Raw genomic sequence first — 15,312 nt, 5'->3', positions numbered from 1 at the left:
GAGACCGGCGGCCATGCACGCTGACAGACCAGCCAGCGGGATCGAATACGTGCTCGACGATTCGATCGCCATGATTTCGAAAGGCGATCTCGACGGCAAGATCACCTACGCCAATCGAGATTTCATTTCGGTGAGCGGCTACGCCGAAAGCGAACTGCTCGGCGCGCCGCAAAGCCTGCTCGCCCACCCCGACACACCGCATCAGGTGTTCGAGGATTTCCTGCGCACCGTGCGGTCGAATCGCACGTGGACGGGGGTCGCGAAAGGCCTTCGCAAGAACGGCGATCACTTCTGGGTCGAGATGACGGCGGCGCCGATCTGTGTGAATCGCCGTATCGCCGGCTACATTACGATTCGCGCGAAAGCCTCCCCGGAGAAGATTCGCTCGGCGAGCGAGGCGTATGCCGCGATGAAGAGCGGCAGCGCCGAAATCGACGTCGACCAAGGCCGACTCGTCAGGCGATCGATCTTCCGGCGCCTGCGCGCCGAAAGGCGGTTTTCCGTCTGGAGGAAGATGAACGCGCTCATGGCCCTGACGATCGTTCTCTTCGCCGGCAACTTGGCCGTCCTTGCGCATGAGGGCGGCGGCGCGAGCCGCTGGGCCATCGGGTCGTCGGTCGCCGGAATCGTTTCCTGCTTGCTGGCCTCGCTATTGTTTCGCCAGGGTGTGACCGGACCGTTCGCACGGCTCAAGGACCATATCGACGCGCTGGGCGAAGGCAATTTGTCGCAAACGATCGAAGCGCACGGCGACGACGAGGCCGCGCGGATCCGGCACGCGCTGCGCATTCTCCAAATCAATCTGAAGCTGCTCGTCTCGCAGATCAAGGAAACCACGGCGCTGGTTGGCAACGGCGTCGCGCAGATCGCATCGGGCAACGCCGATCTTGCCGTCAGAACGGAAGCGCAAGCCGCCTCATTGACGCGGATCGCCGCCTCCATGGCGAGACTCACGGCGACGGTGGCCGAAAATTCGGAAAGCGCGCGTGAAGCGGAGATGTTGTCCACGACGACGTCGAGCGTTGCGGCAAAAGGTAGGCTGGCCGTCGGCAAAGTGATCGAGACGATGAAGTCGATCGAAGACAGTTCGCACAAAATCGTCGACATCATCGGCGTGATCGACAGCATCGCATTTCAGACGAACATCCTCGCGCTGAACGCGGCCGTGGAAGCGGCGCGCGCCGGCGTGCAAGGCCGCGGTTTCGCCGTCGTCGCCGAGGAAGTACGCAATTTGGCGCGACGCTGCGCGGATGCGGCGAAGGAAATCAAATCCTTGATCGGCGATGCGGCCGAGCGGGTCGATGCCGGCGGCCGGCACGTGACCGATGCAGGCGAGACGATGACGGACGTCGTCGCCGCCGTCGAACGCGTGGCGATGGTGCTGAGCGACATATCGACGGCCAGCAGTTCGCAAAGCGACGGCATCGTGCAGGTGAACGAAGCGCTGGCGCAGGTCGAGCATACGACCGAGCGCAACGCGGAACTCGTGGATCAAGCCGGACTCGAGTCTCGCCGCATGCAGGAAGAAGCCGGAAAATTGGCGAAGCTGGTCGAATCGTTCAAGCTTTCGGGCGCGGCGCGGGGCGCGCGCGCTTCGTGACGATGCGGCGATCGGCAAAGCATCCGGCGAGCGGCCCGGTCGCGATCAAGGGGATCAGGCAAAAATCGCCGAACTCGGTCCCGTACAACTCGCTGTGTCAGCCGACACTCGTCGTGCGTGGAAGTACGCCGCCGCTCCACGGGAGCGGCGAGGCGCTAGGAAAGCGGCAGCTTTAGAACGCGGTCATCACCCCGACGAACGCACCCGCTTGGGCGTGCCCGTAGTTGGGATTGCCGTTCGACGCCGTATTGGTCGCGGGATCGTAGTCGTTGTTGCCGTATGGCCCGTCGCTCAAGCCGATGTTGGAAGTCGCGCTGTTACGAACGTAGGCCATCTCCGCGTATAAAAAGGTGCGCTTCGACAGGTCGTATGTACCGCCGAGCGTATAGAGCGTTGCGTTGCCGTTGCCGTGATTGGCGTTCGCATGATAGACCGCCGCCATGATCCCCGTTGCGGGCGTCACCCTCCAGGCCGCGCCGATCCATTCGTGGTCCACTTGCGTGGGCGCGGAGACGCCCACCGGCTGCGTACTCGACGCCACGCCGACGCTGGCATCGGTTGCATTCGGCGCGCTCAGATGCTGATAGCCGGCGTACACTCGCACCGGCCCGAACGAATACGCGCCGGCTGCCAGAAGAGACCGCGAGTGGGCATAGACGTCGTTGAACGAGCCGTCGGCGCCGCGAATCTCGTCATAGATCACGCGCCCGCCCGCGTTCGCGAACTGATAGAGCATCTCGATGCCATCGGAGCGGCCCTGGCCCGTCGCCGACGATGCGCTGTTCCAACCCGTATTGTTGGTCAGGTCGTACTGGCCTTTGAGCGAAAAGCCGCCCCATGTCGGCGTCTGATACTCGAAGCCGTTCGATGCGCTTGCCCAATTGCGGGCGCGAACCAAGGTTTCGATCGAGTAGCGTTGCATCATTTGAGGATCGACGGGCCAGCTGTCTTGCGAAAGCTCGCCCGCGCCCAGGTTGCCGAGCTTGAACGTACCGAAGCGATCGTTGGCGAGCCCCACGGTCGCATGACGGCTGAACAAGGCGCCCTCCGATGCGCCGGTCATCGTGTCGAGCTGTCCTTCGAGATTGAATATCGCCCGGGTTCCGCCGCCTAGATCCTCCGTGCCGCGCAGCCCGAACCAGGAGCAACCCCAGTCCCCGCCCGATGCGGTGAAGAGGTGCCCGGTCGGCAAACCACTCTCGTACCGTATCCCGTTGTCGATACGACCGTACAACGTGACGCTGCTTTGCGCGTGTGCATTCAATGCCACGCCACTCAAAAAAACAACGGCCATGCTTCTTTGTCTCACTTGTCTTCCTTTTATTTAATTAACGTCTTAAAAAATCGCTGCCTGATGTCAGCGATAGTGGAAAAACATTTGAATCCGAGAACGCAAAGGCAATACGCCGCCACAGCGCCAAATCGGCGCTGGGCGACACAATCGGTTTGAATGCAACCCGCTTGGATTTTTTCGTGTGAAACAGAAACGGCTTGACGATCCGCGAATCGTATTTCCGGACGCGCGAGTAACGCCGGAGGATCACCGCCCGGCGCTAGCCAACGTGCGCAGCGAGGCGATGCGATCGAAACCCGCGCGTGGCTCGGCCCGATGCTGCGAGGCCGAGCGATGCCTACCCGGAAAGGTCAGACGGTCGTTTGACCCGTCAATCGCTTCGACCGTGCGTCGGCGTCTCCGCCACGACGCTATTGCGCAACACGCCAATCGGTGCAATGTCGATTTCGACGGTGTCGCCGACGTGAATCGGCCCCACGCCGGCCGGCGTGCCGGTCATGATGACGTCGCCCGGCAGCAGCGTGAGATATCGGCTCAGATAGGCGACGAGGTACGGCACCGGAAACAAAAGGTCCGCCGAATTGCCGTTCTGACGCACCTGCCCGTTCACACGCGTGACGATCGGTACATTCGACGGATCGAGCCCCGTGACGATAGCGGGGCCGAGCGGCGCGAACGTATCGTAGCCCTTGCCCGCGAAGAGACATCCGAACGCGCTTTCTCGCCGTTGCAGGACTCTATCGCTGACATCGTTGCCGCATGTGTAGCCGAATACGTAGTCGAGCGCCCGAGCTTCCGTCACATGCCGGGCAACTTTGCCGATGACGACGCACAGTTCGCCTTCGAAATGCACGATCTCTCCATCGGAGGGATACACGATCGACTCGTCCGGGCCGATCACCGCGGTGCTCGGCTTCATGAACAGCACGGGCAGATCCGGAACCGGCTTGCCGACTTCGTTCGAATGCGCCTTGTAGTTGTAGCCGAGACCGAAGATTCTCGGATGCTCGACCGGCGCCAACAGACGCGCACGACTCAATAGATCACGCTCGCCGCTTCGCGCGAGGCCGTCGAACGGCGAACCGGCCAAGCGCGCGATCGTGGCGTCTTCGGACACCACGCCGTAGTAGGTCGCTCCGTCGAGCGCATAGCGAACAATCTTCTCGGACGACATCGACACTCTCCAGGGTCATGGTTTTGCTAACGTTAGCAGTACGGAGGCACGAGGTCAATCCGCCTCGTGCGACAGAATGCGCGTATTTCCGCTATTGACAGATCGAATGACGCTCTGCCAGAATTTGTGCAAACGTTAGCAAACAAGGAGACGAGCCATGCAGCCAATCCGTCGTGCCGAAGGCAGCCCTTCGGGCGGGCCTGCCCTTGCGCCCCAGGTACTTGTCCGTCTTACCTCGGGGGAACGGCCGTGAACGAATCGAATCTGCCGGCCTTGGACGGCGTGCCGCTGGCGATACGCCGCGTCGTCACGGGACATGACGAAACCGGCGCATCGATGGTGGCGCACGACGGCGTCGCACCCCGTTCCGATGCATTCCTGCACGTTCCGGGCATGATGTCCAGGCTCATCTGGGCCACGGACCCTGCCCCTGCGCTGCCGTCCGACGGCACCGATCCGACCTTGTCCGTCACGAGCATCGTGCCGCCGCGATCGGGCACCCGCTTTCTGGTGGTGACGTTTCCGCCGGACCGCGTCTTCGGTGCACCCGGTTTCGATCCGGCCGCGGCCGCGGCTGAAAATCTCGCCATCAGCCCGGGCCTCGCCGAATTGTTCGAAGCCGACGGCACGCATACCACGCCGACGATCGACTACGGCATCGTGCTCGACGGCGAGATTTGGCTCGAACTCGACGACGGGCGCGCCGAACTGCTGCGCAGGCATGACGTCGTCGTTCAAAACGGCACCCGCCATGCTTGGCGCAACAAAAGCGAACGCTCCGCGACGCTCGCGTTCGTCTTGATCGGCGCGGCCAAAGACGCGGCGCCCTGAACGCGCATGCGACTACGGGCCGCTTACCCCATTTCATTCGATCATTTGATCGGCGCTCGCGCGGGCGCCGAATACTTCGCCTCGAAGGCATATACAAAGACATCAAGAGAAAAACTTATGACTGATGCAACGATCGCCAACCTGCACGGGCGCCGCGTCTGGGATTCTCGCGGGCGACCGACCGTCGAAGTCGAAGTCACGCTGGCCAACGGCGTCAGCGGTCGCGCCATCGCACCCGCCGGCGCCTCCATGGGCACCGGCGAAGCCGTCGATCTGCGCGATGGCGGCAACGCCTTCGGCGGGCTCGATGTGACGAATGCCCTGGCCGGCGTCAACGGACCGATCGCGAGCGCGCTTCGCGCAAAAGATGCCTACGATCAAGCGGGTATCGATGCGGCGCTCATCGAGCTCGACGGCACGCCGAATCTGAGCCGTCTCGGTGGCAATGCGGTCGTCGCGACTTCGATGGCCGTGCTGCATGCGGCAGCCGCCAGCAGCGGGCAACCGCTCTGGCGCTATCTGGCCGGCGACGGCCCCGTGCGCATGCCGCTGCCCGAAATCCAGATCTTCGGCGGCGGCGCGCATGCGGCCCGCCGCGTCGACGTTCAGGATTTCATGGTGATGTGTCCATCGGCGGGCAGCTTCAGCGAAGCCCTCGAATGGACCGCCGAGGTCTATCGCGCCGCGGGCGCCCTCATGAAGCAAGCCGACAAACTGCAGGGTGTCGCCGACGAAGGCGGGTACTGGCCCGCATTCGACAGCAACGAAGAAGCGCTCGAAGCATTGACCCGCGCGATTTCGGACACCGGGTTACGCCCCGGCAAGGATGTCGGCATCTCGCTCGACATCGCCGCATCGGAATTCGGCCGCGATGGACGCTATACGCTCGCGCTCGACGGAAGGACACTCGACACCGCTCAATTGATCGACATGCTCGGACGCTGGCTGGATGCCTACCCCATCGTCTCGATCGAGGACCCGCTGGCCGAAGACGACGAACCCGGCTTTCGCCAGTTCACACAGACCTACGGCTCCCGCTGCCAGATCATCGGCGACGACTTTCTGGTGACGAACGCTGCGCGTGTCGAGGCGGCAGCATCGTCGGGCGCGGTCAACGCGGTGCTGATCAAGCCCAACCAGGCGGGCACGGTCAGCGAGGCGCTCGCCGCATTGCGCGCGGGGAAAAAGGCCGGATTCGGCACGATCGTCTCCGCACGCTCGGGCGAAACGGAAGACGTGACGATCGCGCATTTGGCGGTCGGCTGGAACGCCGGTCAGCTCAAGGTCGGCTCGTTCTCGCGCTCCGAGCGCATGGCGAAATGGAACGAGGTGCTGCGCATCGAAGAAGCCCTCGGAAAACAAGCGCTCTTTAGCGGGTGGGCGGCGCTGCCGTTTTACCGCGCGTCGGCAATCGACAGCGGGAGCGTCCGCCGTCAGTGCTAACGTTAGCCACCATTTGCACGATCTGCTTGCACGACCCTTCAGCGAGGACATCCATGCTACCCACCGTCAATCTCAAGCCGCCGTTCAACATCACGCGTGCGAGCCATATCGTATTGAACGTCGCCGATCTGGCGAAAAGCCGCGAGTTCTATGTGGACATCGTCGGCCTCGTCGTCACGGAGGAAACCAGCGACATCTGTTATTTGCGCGGATTGTCCGAGGCTTGCCACCATAGTCTCGTGCTGATTCAGTCGAAGGACGCCGCATCCACCTGCAAGCGCATCGGCTTTCGCGTCTTCCTCGACGAGGACCTCGACCTCGCCTATGCGTTCTTCGAGGAACAAGGGTTGCCGGTGCAATGGGTCGACGTCGCCTACCAAGGGCGGACGCTGCACGTCGAAGACCCGTTCGGCACGAAAATCGAGCTCTGCGCGCAGATGGAAACGCGTCCGCGCCTCTATCTCGACCGCGATAAATTCAAGGGCGCGCACGCCCAACGCATCGACCACTTTCAACTCTTTTCGCCCGATACGTCCAAGTCGTGCGAGTTCTACAGCAAGCTCGGTTTTCGCAATTCAGAATACCTGGCGCATGGCGAAACGCTGCTCGGCGCGTTCATGTATCGCAAGGGTACCTGCCTCGATTTGGCCATCGTGCAGAACGACGGACCGTGCATGCATCACTTCGCGTACATCGTGCCCGAATCGCACAATATTTTCACCGCCTGCGATTTAGCGGGCATTTACGGCTATGCGCATGAAGTCGAGCGAGGCCCCGGGCGCCATGGCCCGGGCGGAATGCTGTTCGTCTACGTGCGCGATCCGGACGGCCACCGCGTGGAATTGTGCGACGGCCACTATCAAACGATCGACGTCGAGGTCGAGCCGGTTCGCTGGGATGCAGCCTCGCTCAACACGAGCGTGCGCTGGGGACTGCCGGCACCGCACCGGTGGTACTTCGAAGCCTCTCGATTCGAGGGTGCCGAAATCGTCGAAACGTCGAGCAAACCCAAGCCCGAAACGCTCGAAACCTACATCCAAAACCAATCGGCTCTCGGCCGAACTCACACACGGTAACGATTAAATGGCACGCGTCAAATATCTTCAACGTTCCGATCTCGTCGGCGTCAACGATACCTTATTCGATCGTCTCGAACGCGAACGCAAGGTCCCGACCGCGAATATCTTCCGCGCGCTCGCGCACGCGCCGGGTATCCTCGATCAATTCCTGTCTTACGCGAACGCGATCCGCGGCTCGTCGATCAGCCCCAAGCTGCGCGAAATGGCGATCCTTACCGTGGGTCACTGCACGGGATCGGAATACGAGGTCGCGCATCATCAATCGCATGGGCTGAAGGCCGGCATCAGCGCCGAGCAATTGAAAGCCATTCCCGACTTCGAGACGTCGCCTCTTTTCAGTGAAGAAGAACGCGCAGTGATGGCCGTGGCCAAGGAATCGACGCTGAAGGTCGACGTCAGTGACGCAACGTGGCAACGCGTCGCGGCGTTTCTCGACGAACGTCAGCTCGTCGAGTTGGCGCTGAACGTCGCTTGGTACAACTCGGGCGTTCGCATCATGGGCGCGCTGCGTATCGAACTCGAAGACGGCTATCGTTGAGACGCGATGGGCTCGCGCGGCGCTCGCGCAGACGAACAGACAGGCACGGCGATTTGACAAGCATAGAGGTAGACATGGAAAGAACAATGGTTGCAGCGCGGCTGCACGCACTCGGCACCCCAATGACGCTCGACACGATTCCCGTTCCGAAGCCGCGGCCGACGGATGTGCTCGTGCGCGTCAAGGCATGCGGTATCGTGCCCAACATGGCCAATGTCATCAACAACTGGCCGACGTGGTTTCCGCATCAGCCGCTGCCGAAGTTTCCCGCGATTTTCGGGCTGGACCCGGCCGGTGTCGTCGAAGAAGTCGGCGAAGCCGTCATCAATGCGAAACCCGGCGATCGCGTCTATGTGAGCCCGCTGCGCTCCTGCGGTTCATGCAAAGCGTGCCGGGCAGGCCGGCGCAGCGAATGCCGCTATTACACGCTCAACGGCTACTTCAGTACGAGCCGCGACGGTCAGCGCATTTTCGATTTGTATCCTTACGGCGGTTTCGGCGAGTACATGACAGCGCCCGAATATGCGCTCGTCAATATTCCGGACAACCTCAGCTTCGAGCAGGCGGGGCGCTTCGGCTATCTGGGCACATCGTACGGCGCGTTGAAGAATGCGGGCGCCGGCTCGGGCCAAGTCGCGTTGATCGACGGCATCACGGGCACGCTCGGCGTGGCTTCGACGATGCTCGGCCTCGCGATGGGCCTCACGCGCATTCTCGGCACGGGGCGAGACGAGCATCTGCTCCAGCGCATCAAGGCGATCGCACCTGATCGCATCGAAGTCATGAGACTCGGCGACGGATCAGTGGGCGATTGGGCCAAGTCGCTGACGGGCGGCGAAGGCGTCGACTTCGTCATCAGCGCGCTCGGCGCAAAGGCGCCTGCCTCGACGATGCTCGATTCGATGAAGGGCGTCAGACGCGGCGGCAAGGTCGTCAACGTCGGCGGCGTGGCGGAGGACCTTCCCATCGACGTCAAATGGCTGATGGACGAGCAGGTGCATTTGATCGGCTCGAACTGGTTCACGACGGCTCAAGGGCAAGAAATGGCGGATATGGTCGGCACGGGCGCCCTCGACCTTTCATATCTCGAACACCGCAAATTCCCGCTGTCGCGCGTCAATGAGGCAATCTCCGGCCTCAAAGATCGCGATGGCGGCTTCAGCAACTACGTCGTCATTCCTTAGCCTCTTATCCTGCGAGCGCCGTACAGGCGCGGCAGTCGCGCTCCAGGCGACAATGCTCCCGTCGGCCAGCTCATTCGAGCTGGCCTTTTTTTATAGGCTCGTCACGGGCGCCCCTCCTGTTTCGCTCGATCGCCATTACCCGCATTACGCGCATCGCCGGCAACGGTGCGTTCTCCGCCGTAGGTATTCACCCTAATCGCTCGCCTCACTACACTGCTTACATCGGTTGCAATCAATCGATCGAGATCGACAACGGATGTCGCAGTCCAATACAGAGGTAGCCATGAAGAACACGCTGATGCAGACCATCGTCGTTGCAATCGCCGCAACGGCGCCGATCGTTGCGCTCGCGCAAGCGCAGGGGCCGGCACAGGTCACGCGCGCCCAGGTCAGGAGCGAACTCGTTCAGTGGGAGCAATCCGGCTACTCGCCGCTCGGCAGCAACATCGACTATCCGGGCAACCCGCAGGCAGCCGAGGCGCGTGCAGGCGTGCAGGCGAACAACACGGAGGCGACGACCTACGGCGGCAAGCCGGGAGGATCGACCGAAGCGGGCTCGCGTGCCGCCGCTCCCGCGAAATCGCTGTATCTCGAGAACGCCGGCTCGCTGTACGTCGGCGACTAGGGTCCCGGCTCGAGGATCGTCAGCGTGGGCGGTCTATCGCCGCCAACGCACGATGGTCGGCCTCGAACGCCGCGGGCAGATCTTCGCGCAGGAAAGCGATCCATGTGCGGATCTTCGCATCGACGAAATGCCTCGATTGATACAGCGCATGGACGAGAACGGGCTGCACGTCATACCCGCGCAGAACCCTGACGAGGGCGCCCGAAGTGAGGCCGGGCAGCGCAACGGCGGCGGGCAAAATGCCGATTCCGAGACCGCTCCTGACCGCCGGCTCGAGTGCCTCGATAACGTTGACGGCATAACGCGGCGCACCGATCTCCACGGCGACGGGTGCGTCGGCGCTTTCGAAGACCCACTTGTTGAACGGAAACACCGGCGTGGCGAGCTGCAGACAGGAATGACGACGCAAGTCCTCAGGCGTCTCGGGCTCGCCATGCGCCGCAATGTAGCGCGGCGAGGCGCAGACGACGCCCGAAGTGCTTCCCAGCCGAACGCTGATCAGCCCGGAATCGGGCAGCCCGGGCGCGACGACGATCGATACGTCATAACCTTCAGCCAAGATGTCAGGCACCGTCCCGGACAACGTCAGCTCGATCCGTAAAGAAGGGAACTGCTCCTGATATCGCAGCACGGCAGGTACGACGAGGTGATGTCCGAAACTCGACAGCGCGTGCACGCGCAAACAACCCGACGGGAGCTGCCGAGCGGCATTCGCTTCCGCCTCCGCCTCGTCGATGTTCGCCAAAATCTGCCTGCATCGATGCAGATATCGTTCGCCCGCTTCCGTTAGCGTCGTGTGTCTCGTGGTTCTATAGAGCAGCCGAGAACCCAGATGGTTTTCCAGCGACGAGACGGCGCGCGATGCCACGGAAGTCGTCACGTTGAGCTTGCGTGCCGCCGCCGCGAAGCCCCCCTCCGAAGCGACTTTCGCAAAGACGCGCATACATTGAAGTGTGTCCATAGCAATTTTTCGGGCCGCGGTTCGGCGAGCGTTCCCACGGGACCCATGTCACCCGCGTGTTACGGAGAAAGGAAACGCGGCATCGTTTAGCCCGCCGACAATCGCTCGATCCATGCGGCGAACGCGCTCACGAATCGCTTCAGGAAGTCGGTCGTAGCGGCATGGTTCAAAGCGCCGCTATCGTCGAAGAGCGCGGTCACGTTGCCAACGTATACCTCCGGCGTCGCCATCACGTTCACCCCGAAACAAACCAACGACTGCCTGAGATGATGACTGGCGCCGAATCCGCCCATGGCGCCCGGCGAGGCGCTCACGACCGCCGCCGGCTTACCGTTGAGAACGCTCGATCCAAACGGTCGCGAAAGAACATCGACAGCATTCTTCAACACGGCCGGAACCGAACGGTTGTATTCAGGTGTCACGAACAGGATGGCATCCATGCTGGCCAACCGGTTGCGTATCTCCAGCCACGGAGCGGGCGCGTCCGCCTCAAGGTCGTCGTTATAGAACGGCAGCGCGCCAATTTCGACAATTTCCAACGAGAGCGCGGGACGCGCAAGTTTCGCTAGCGCATAGGCCAGCATCCGGTTGAACGATTTCTTGCGCAGACTTCCAACCAACACCGCCACCTTATACGGTACGGACATCAATTCCCCCTTTTTCTTCCGATGAATGCTATCGTTAGCATAGCATAGAGCTTTAATTGGGCGGAGAATATGCTGAGGCTTCGTGGGCCACAAAGGACATTCGCCATGAACTCGACCACCCCCTTTTTCCTTGGAGCGTTGGCTTGCATCGGCTTGGCGCTGTCGGCGTGCGGCGCGACGCCTCGCGCTCCCGCGAGCTCGCTTCGCACTTCCGCCCAATCAACCGACGCTCGACCGATAACCATCGTGTCCGGCACATATGGGCAAAACTGCGGCACGGCACTCGGCAACGCCACGCTCGAGCTATCGCATCAATGCGACGGCCGCCGAACCTGCAGCTACGTTCTTCCCCCCGCTACGCGCAACGCGAAGCCAGCCTGCCGCCGCGACTTCCGCGCTGAATGGCGGTGCAGCGACACCGAATTACACACGGCGAGCCTGAGCGCCGGAGCTCGATCCGGCGACGTCCTGGTCCTCAGCTGCGAGAGAGAGAACGGCGCAGGTAAATGACGGTACGTGGCTACGCCGGGCGGCTCAATGGCGGCTTCTGCTATCGCGTGGGCGTGCTGCCCGAGCAAATCGCGAGCGTGCCCTTGTTTAACGGCGGCGAATCGTGATGCCTTTTTCGAGCGTCGCTTTCGGCCAATGTCGCCGGCTCCCCATGCGGGCAAACGTCAAACGCGCCTCTCACCCGGTTAGTTTTCATCCGCGCTGTAGACCGTCAACCCTTCGACTGGGTCGATCGGTGCATCCCACGGGCGCGCGGCAATGGCCCGCATTGCTGCTTCATAGCCCGCGCGCTGTCGGGATGCGATGCCGGCTGGGGTGAAATCGATATCCTTCAACTGGTCGTCCCCATCCAGGCGAGGCGCAGCAAGTTTGATCATGCGCATGGTGGTATGGCAACCCCAGGCGGCAAGCTCCTGGACTTCGGCCGAGGCGCGCTCGGTTTCCGGCAGACGCTTGACCAGTTCGCGGATCACATGGCGCAGACGGTGTATCTGCTGCTGACGCGCGATGTGACTATCGGTGCGACTGGCGTACTGGATGTCCTTTTGCCGTTCCGATATCTGCCATATGCTTTCCGGCTCAGGGCCGATCGGGTTCCATACCTGCACCGAGAAGATGACCGAACTCTTGCGGGGCTTGTCATCCAGTACCACCTCGACCGGGGTATTGGAATAGACGCCGCCGTCCCAATACGGTTCTCCGTCGATCCGCACTGCCGGGAACGCCGGCGGCAGCGCGCCCGAGCTCATGATGTGCGCGGCATTCAGCCGTTGATCGCGCGAATCGAAGTAGCGCATCGCGCCCGTGCAGGCGTGAACTGCGCCCACGGTCAGTCGCGGATGCCCGGCGTTCAGCAGATCGAAGTCGACCAGCGAAGAAAGCGTATCGCGCAACGGCTCGATCATGTAATACGACGCTCGATCTACCCCGAGACGGGCGAGCGGCCCGAGCCAGGATGCCGGATTGGGCTGGAAGAATCCTTCGATGCCGCCGCCGATGATCATCCATTTCGCAAAGATTTTGTCCCAACTCGGCCAAGCAACGGATACGTCCAGGCGGGTTCGGTCGGTCACCTGGTTCCAGAATTCCGCCAGCCGTTGATAACGGCGCTCCGGCGGATTTCCGGCGATCAAGGCTGCGTTGATCGCGCCAATGGAGGTGCCGATCACCCAGTCGGGCTGTATGCCCGCTTCGTCCAGCGCCTGGTAGACACCAAGCTGATACGCGCCCAATGCGCCACCCCCCTGAAAGACGAGTACGACTTGCCCGGGCAACTCTGTGCGTGCTGGTGGGTTTGCTCTCATCGATTGCCTCGCTCGTCTTTTCGTCAGCGCGACTGGGGTAAGGTGCCCCACGCACAGTTTCACCGGTGGAGGTAGCGGTACGCGGGGCGAGCGCTAATCGATTGCCATGATGGGATCCCGCTTACTTGGCGTTGCGTAACGGCGTGCAACGATAGGATCCGATGCCATCAACAAGTGTAGGACGATCGGTCTACGCTGCCGCCAATTCGGCGAGCTTTGCCACGGTATTCATGTTGCGGGCGGTTCCGGACTTGGCGACCAGTATCTTCAGCTTCGAGTGCGCCATTCCATCTCCATAGTGCACGTAGATCTCGCGCTTTCCGAGCGCGATCTCTTCCATCTGCTGGCCGCTCACGCCGGCCAGGGTGTCAGCTGGTGGCGGCGCATCGAGGAAGATAGCGACCGTTCGATTCGGCGCAGCCGATCGGAAAGGATTGTCGGCAAGAACCGCATCCAGTTCCGCACCGGTTCGAATCATAACGCCCACCTGCTTGCCGGCGTATGCCTCCAGGCAACGCTCCAGCTTCGTCTTCACCGAGGTTTCGGAGAGCTTGCTTTCGAAGACGACGTTGCCGCTTGCGATATACGTGCGTACCTTGGCAAAGCCGATGGATTCGCACATCGCCCGCAGCTCGGACATTGCAAGTTTGCCAGTTCCGCCGACGTTCACGGCGCGCAAGAGGGCGACATAAGTGTTCATCGGTGCATTCTATCGCTACATCCGTCGACGTTGCGTTGGGAATGGATGCACAGAGGCACGCGCTTCCAAGGATGCGCTTTCGCGCCCCGCGCTCGCCAGTCGAACGACTTCGGCTGATGGCCCAGCACGTAGCTCGTGACGTTTTTCGGCCCTTTGAACTTGATGGCAAACGGGTTCGGCCTGATTGGAATGGGATGGGATGGCTCGGTGTGCCGCTCGTTGCCTGTGGCGCATTGAAGATCACCTACGACCTTTCGCTGCTATTCGCCTTTCGCCAGGTCAGACCGGAGCCCTAAGCCGTCAAGACTTGATGCACGTCAACGTCGTGATGTGGTCTGCGAGTCACGCCTTGACGGAAGTCAACGTCGTTACGCTCGTTCGGCTTGGTATGCCAGCGCGGCGCGTACAGCGTGGCAAAATGACCGTTCACGACGAAATCCGGAAGGTGCGTTATGTCGATCCTTGTGGGAACCGCATCGTGGACCGATAAGACGCTCATCGAGTCGGGGGCGTTTTATCCGAAGGGCTGCACAAGCGCCGAGGCGCGTTTGCGGTTCTATGCGAGCGTCTTCCCCTTGGTCGAAGTCGATTCGTCGTATTACGCGATGCCGAGCCCCAGCAACAGCGTCTTGTGGGTCGAGCGCACACCGCCGAATTTCGTGTTCGACATGAAGGCGTTCCGGCTTTTCACCGGCCACCAGACCGAACCGAAATTCTTTCCGAAGGATTTGCTGGCCGAGCTACCGAAGACGGACAAGAAAAATCTTTATTACAAAGACGTGCCCGACCCAGTCATCGATGAGCTATGGGCACGTTTCTTCGAAGCGCTGCGCCCGCTGCATGAGGCCGGAAAGCTAGGGTCCGTCCTGTTCCAGTTTCCGCATTGGGTGACGCCTGCGCCGAAATCCATGACACACGTTGAGCACTGCGCCGAACGCATGCATCCGTTCTTGACGGCCTTTGAATTTCGTCACGAAAGCTGGCTGAACGACAAGCACCGCGATTCAACGCTTGCGATGGAACGCGAACGCGGCATCGTGCATGTCATCGTGGACGCACCGGAAGGCGTCAAGAACCGCGCACATAGCGTCTGGGAAACCACCTCGAGCGAACTTGCAATCGTGCGGCTGCATGGCCGGAACATCGACACGTGGGGCGGTGCAAGCAGCGCCGCTGAACGATTTAACTACGAATATTCCGACGACGAACTGCGCGAACTGGTTGACCCGATCAAGGCAATTTCCAGCCGGGCCGCGCGCACACACGTTGTGTTCAACAACTGCTATCGAGACGTGGCACAGCGAAACGCGCTGTCGATACGGGCGATGCTATCGTGAGCCGTCCGATCAAACGAAGGAGCAGCCTCGGTATTGCTCGGCCCGCTGCTGCGGTCCCGCCGGCGCCAAGTCGGCGATGTCGATT

14 protein-coding genes are annotated in these 15,312 nt (G+C 61.7%); 8 read left to right on the top strand and 6 right to left on the bottom strand.

All coding sequences use genetic code 11. The features are described 5' to 3' along the window. Positions 1-13 precede the first annotated feature (13 nt). On the top strand, positions 14-1,600 hold the full coding sequence (locus ACR9ZC_RS14305; RefSeq protein WP_481580798.1) for a methyl-accepting chemotaxis protein: 1,587 nt from the start codon (positions 14-16) through the stop codon (positions 1,598-1,600). Between the two features lie 172 nt (positions 1,601-1,772). Here the strand turns inward: ACR9ZC_RS14305 and ACR9ZC_RS14300 are convergent, their stop codons facing one another. Next, positions 1,773-2,909, bottom strand: a complete 1,137-nt coding sequence (locus ACR9ZC_RS14300) for a porin (protein ID WP_481580797.1) — start codon at positions 2,907-2,909, stop codon at positions 1,773-1,775. Positions 2,910-3,264: 355 nt separating this feature from the next. Further along, positions 3,265-4,068 (bottom strand): fumarylacetoacetate hydrolase family protein, encoded by an 804-nt coding sequence (locus ACR9ZC_RS14295; protein WP_481580796.1) that lies wholly within the window; start codon positions 4,066-4,068, stop codon positions 3,265-3,267. 336 nt (positions 4,069-4,404) lie between these two features. Here ACR9ZC_RS14295 and ACR9ZC_RS14290 point away from each other — a divergent pair, with 336 nt between their 5' ends. The 6 genes from ACR9ZC_RS14290 (at position 4,405) to ACR9ZC_RS14265 (ending at position 9,768) form a co-directional block, all read left to right on the top strand. Continuing rightward, a complete protein-coding gene (locus tag ACR9ZC_RS14290) occupies positions 4,405-4,899 on the top strand; it encodes a cupin domain-containing protein (RefSeq protein ID WP_481582672.1) in 495 nt (164 codons plus the stop codon). Positions 4,900-5,016: 117 nt separating this feature from the next. Then, positions 5,017-6,342, top strand: coding sequence for a phosphopyruvate hydratase (eno, locus tag ACR9ZC_RS14285; protein ID WP_481580795.1), 1,326 nt, complete (start codon positions 5,017-5,019; stop codon positions 6,340-6,342). 53 nt (positions 6,343-6,395) lie between these two features. Next, positions 6,396-7,418 (top strand): VOC family protein, encoded by a 1,023-nt coding sequence (locus ACR9ZC_RS14280; protein ID WP_481580794.1) that lies wholly within the window; start codon positions 6,396-6,398, stop codon positions 7,416-7,418. A gap of 7 nt (positions 7,419-7,425) precedes the next feature. After that, on the top strand, positions 7,426-7,959 hold the full coding sequence (locus tag ACR9ZC_RS14275) for a carboxymuconolactone decarboxylase family protein (RefSeq protein ID WP_481580793.1): 534 nt from the start codon (positions 7,426-7,428) through the stop codon (positions 7,957-7,959). 74 nt (positions 7,960-8,033) lie between these two features. Continuing rightward, positions 8,034-9,143, top strand: coding sequence for an alcohol dehydrogenase catalytic domain-containing protein (locus tag ACR9ZC_RS14270; protein WP_440562393.1), 1,110 nt, complete (start codon positions 8,034-8,036; stop codon positions 9,141-9,143). A 283-nt stretch (positions 9,144-9,426) separates the two neighbouring features. Beyond that, positions 9,427-9,768, top strand: coding sequence for a DUF4148 domain-containing protein (locus ACR9ZC_RS14265; protein WP_481580792.1), 342 nt, complete (start codon positions 9,427-9,429; stop codon positions 9,766-9,768). Between the two features lie 19 nt (positions 9,769-9,787). On the opposite strand, the gene ACR9ZC_RS14260 is transcribed toward ACR9ZC_RS14265, so the two are convergent. The 4 genes from ACR9ZC_RS14260 to ACR9ZC_RS14245 all read right to left on the bottom strand — a co-directional run bounded on the left by ACR9ZC_RS14260 (position 9,788) and on the right by ACR9ZC_RS14245 (position 13,890). After that, positions 9,788-10,729, bottom strand: a complete 942-nt coding sequence (locus ACR9ZC_RS14260) for a LysR family transcriptional regulator (protein ID WP_481580791.1) — start codon at positions 10,727-10,729, stop codon at positions 9,788-9,790. Between the two features lie 86 nt (positions 10,730-10,815). Next, complete coding sequence (locus ACR9ZC_RS14255; RefSeq protein ID WP_481582671.1) at positions 10,816-11,376, bottom strand: NADPH-dependent FMN reductase; 561 nt, start codon at positions 11,374-11,376, stop codon at positions 10,816-10,818. A 695-nt stretch (positions 11,377-12,071) separates the two neighbouring features. Beyond that, positions 12,072-13,190: a patatin-like phospholipase family protein gene (locus tag ACR9ZC_RS14250; protein WP_481580790.1), complete on the bottom strand. Its 1,119-nt coding sequence runs from the start codon at positions 13,188-13,190 to the stop codon at positions 12,072-12,074. A 190-nt stretch (positions 13,191-13,380) separates the two neighbouring features. After that, positions 13,381-13,890: a DUF1697 domain-containing protein gene (locus ACR9ZC_RS14245; RefSeq protein WP_481580789.1), complete on the bottom strand. Its 510-nt coding sequence runs from the start codon at positions 13,888-13,890 to the stop codon at positions 13,381-13,383. 452 nt (positions 13,891-14,342) lie between these two features. Here ACR9ZC_RS14245 and ACR9ZC_RS14240 point away from each other — a divergent pair, with 452 nt between their 5' ends. Next, positions 14,343-15,227 (top strand): DUF72 domain-containing protein, encoded by an 885-nt coding sequence (locus tag ACR9ZC_RS14240; protein ID WP_481580788.1) that lies wholly within the window; start codon positions 14,343-14,345, stop codon positions 15,225-15,227. Positions 15,228-15,312: the final 85 nt, after the last annotated feature.

This window comes from Trinickia sp. HAY1-2D (assembly GCF_056754935.1).
This window is presented reverse-complemented; position numbering and strand designations above follow the sequence as displayed.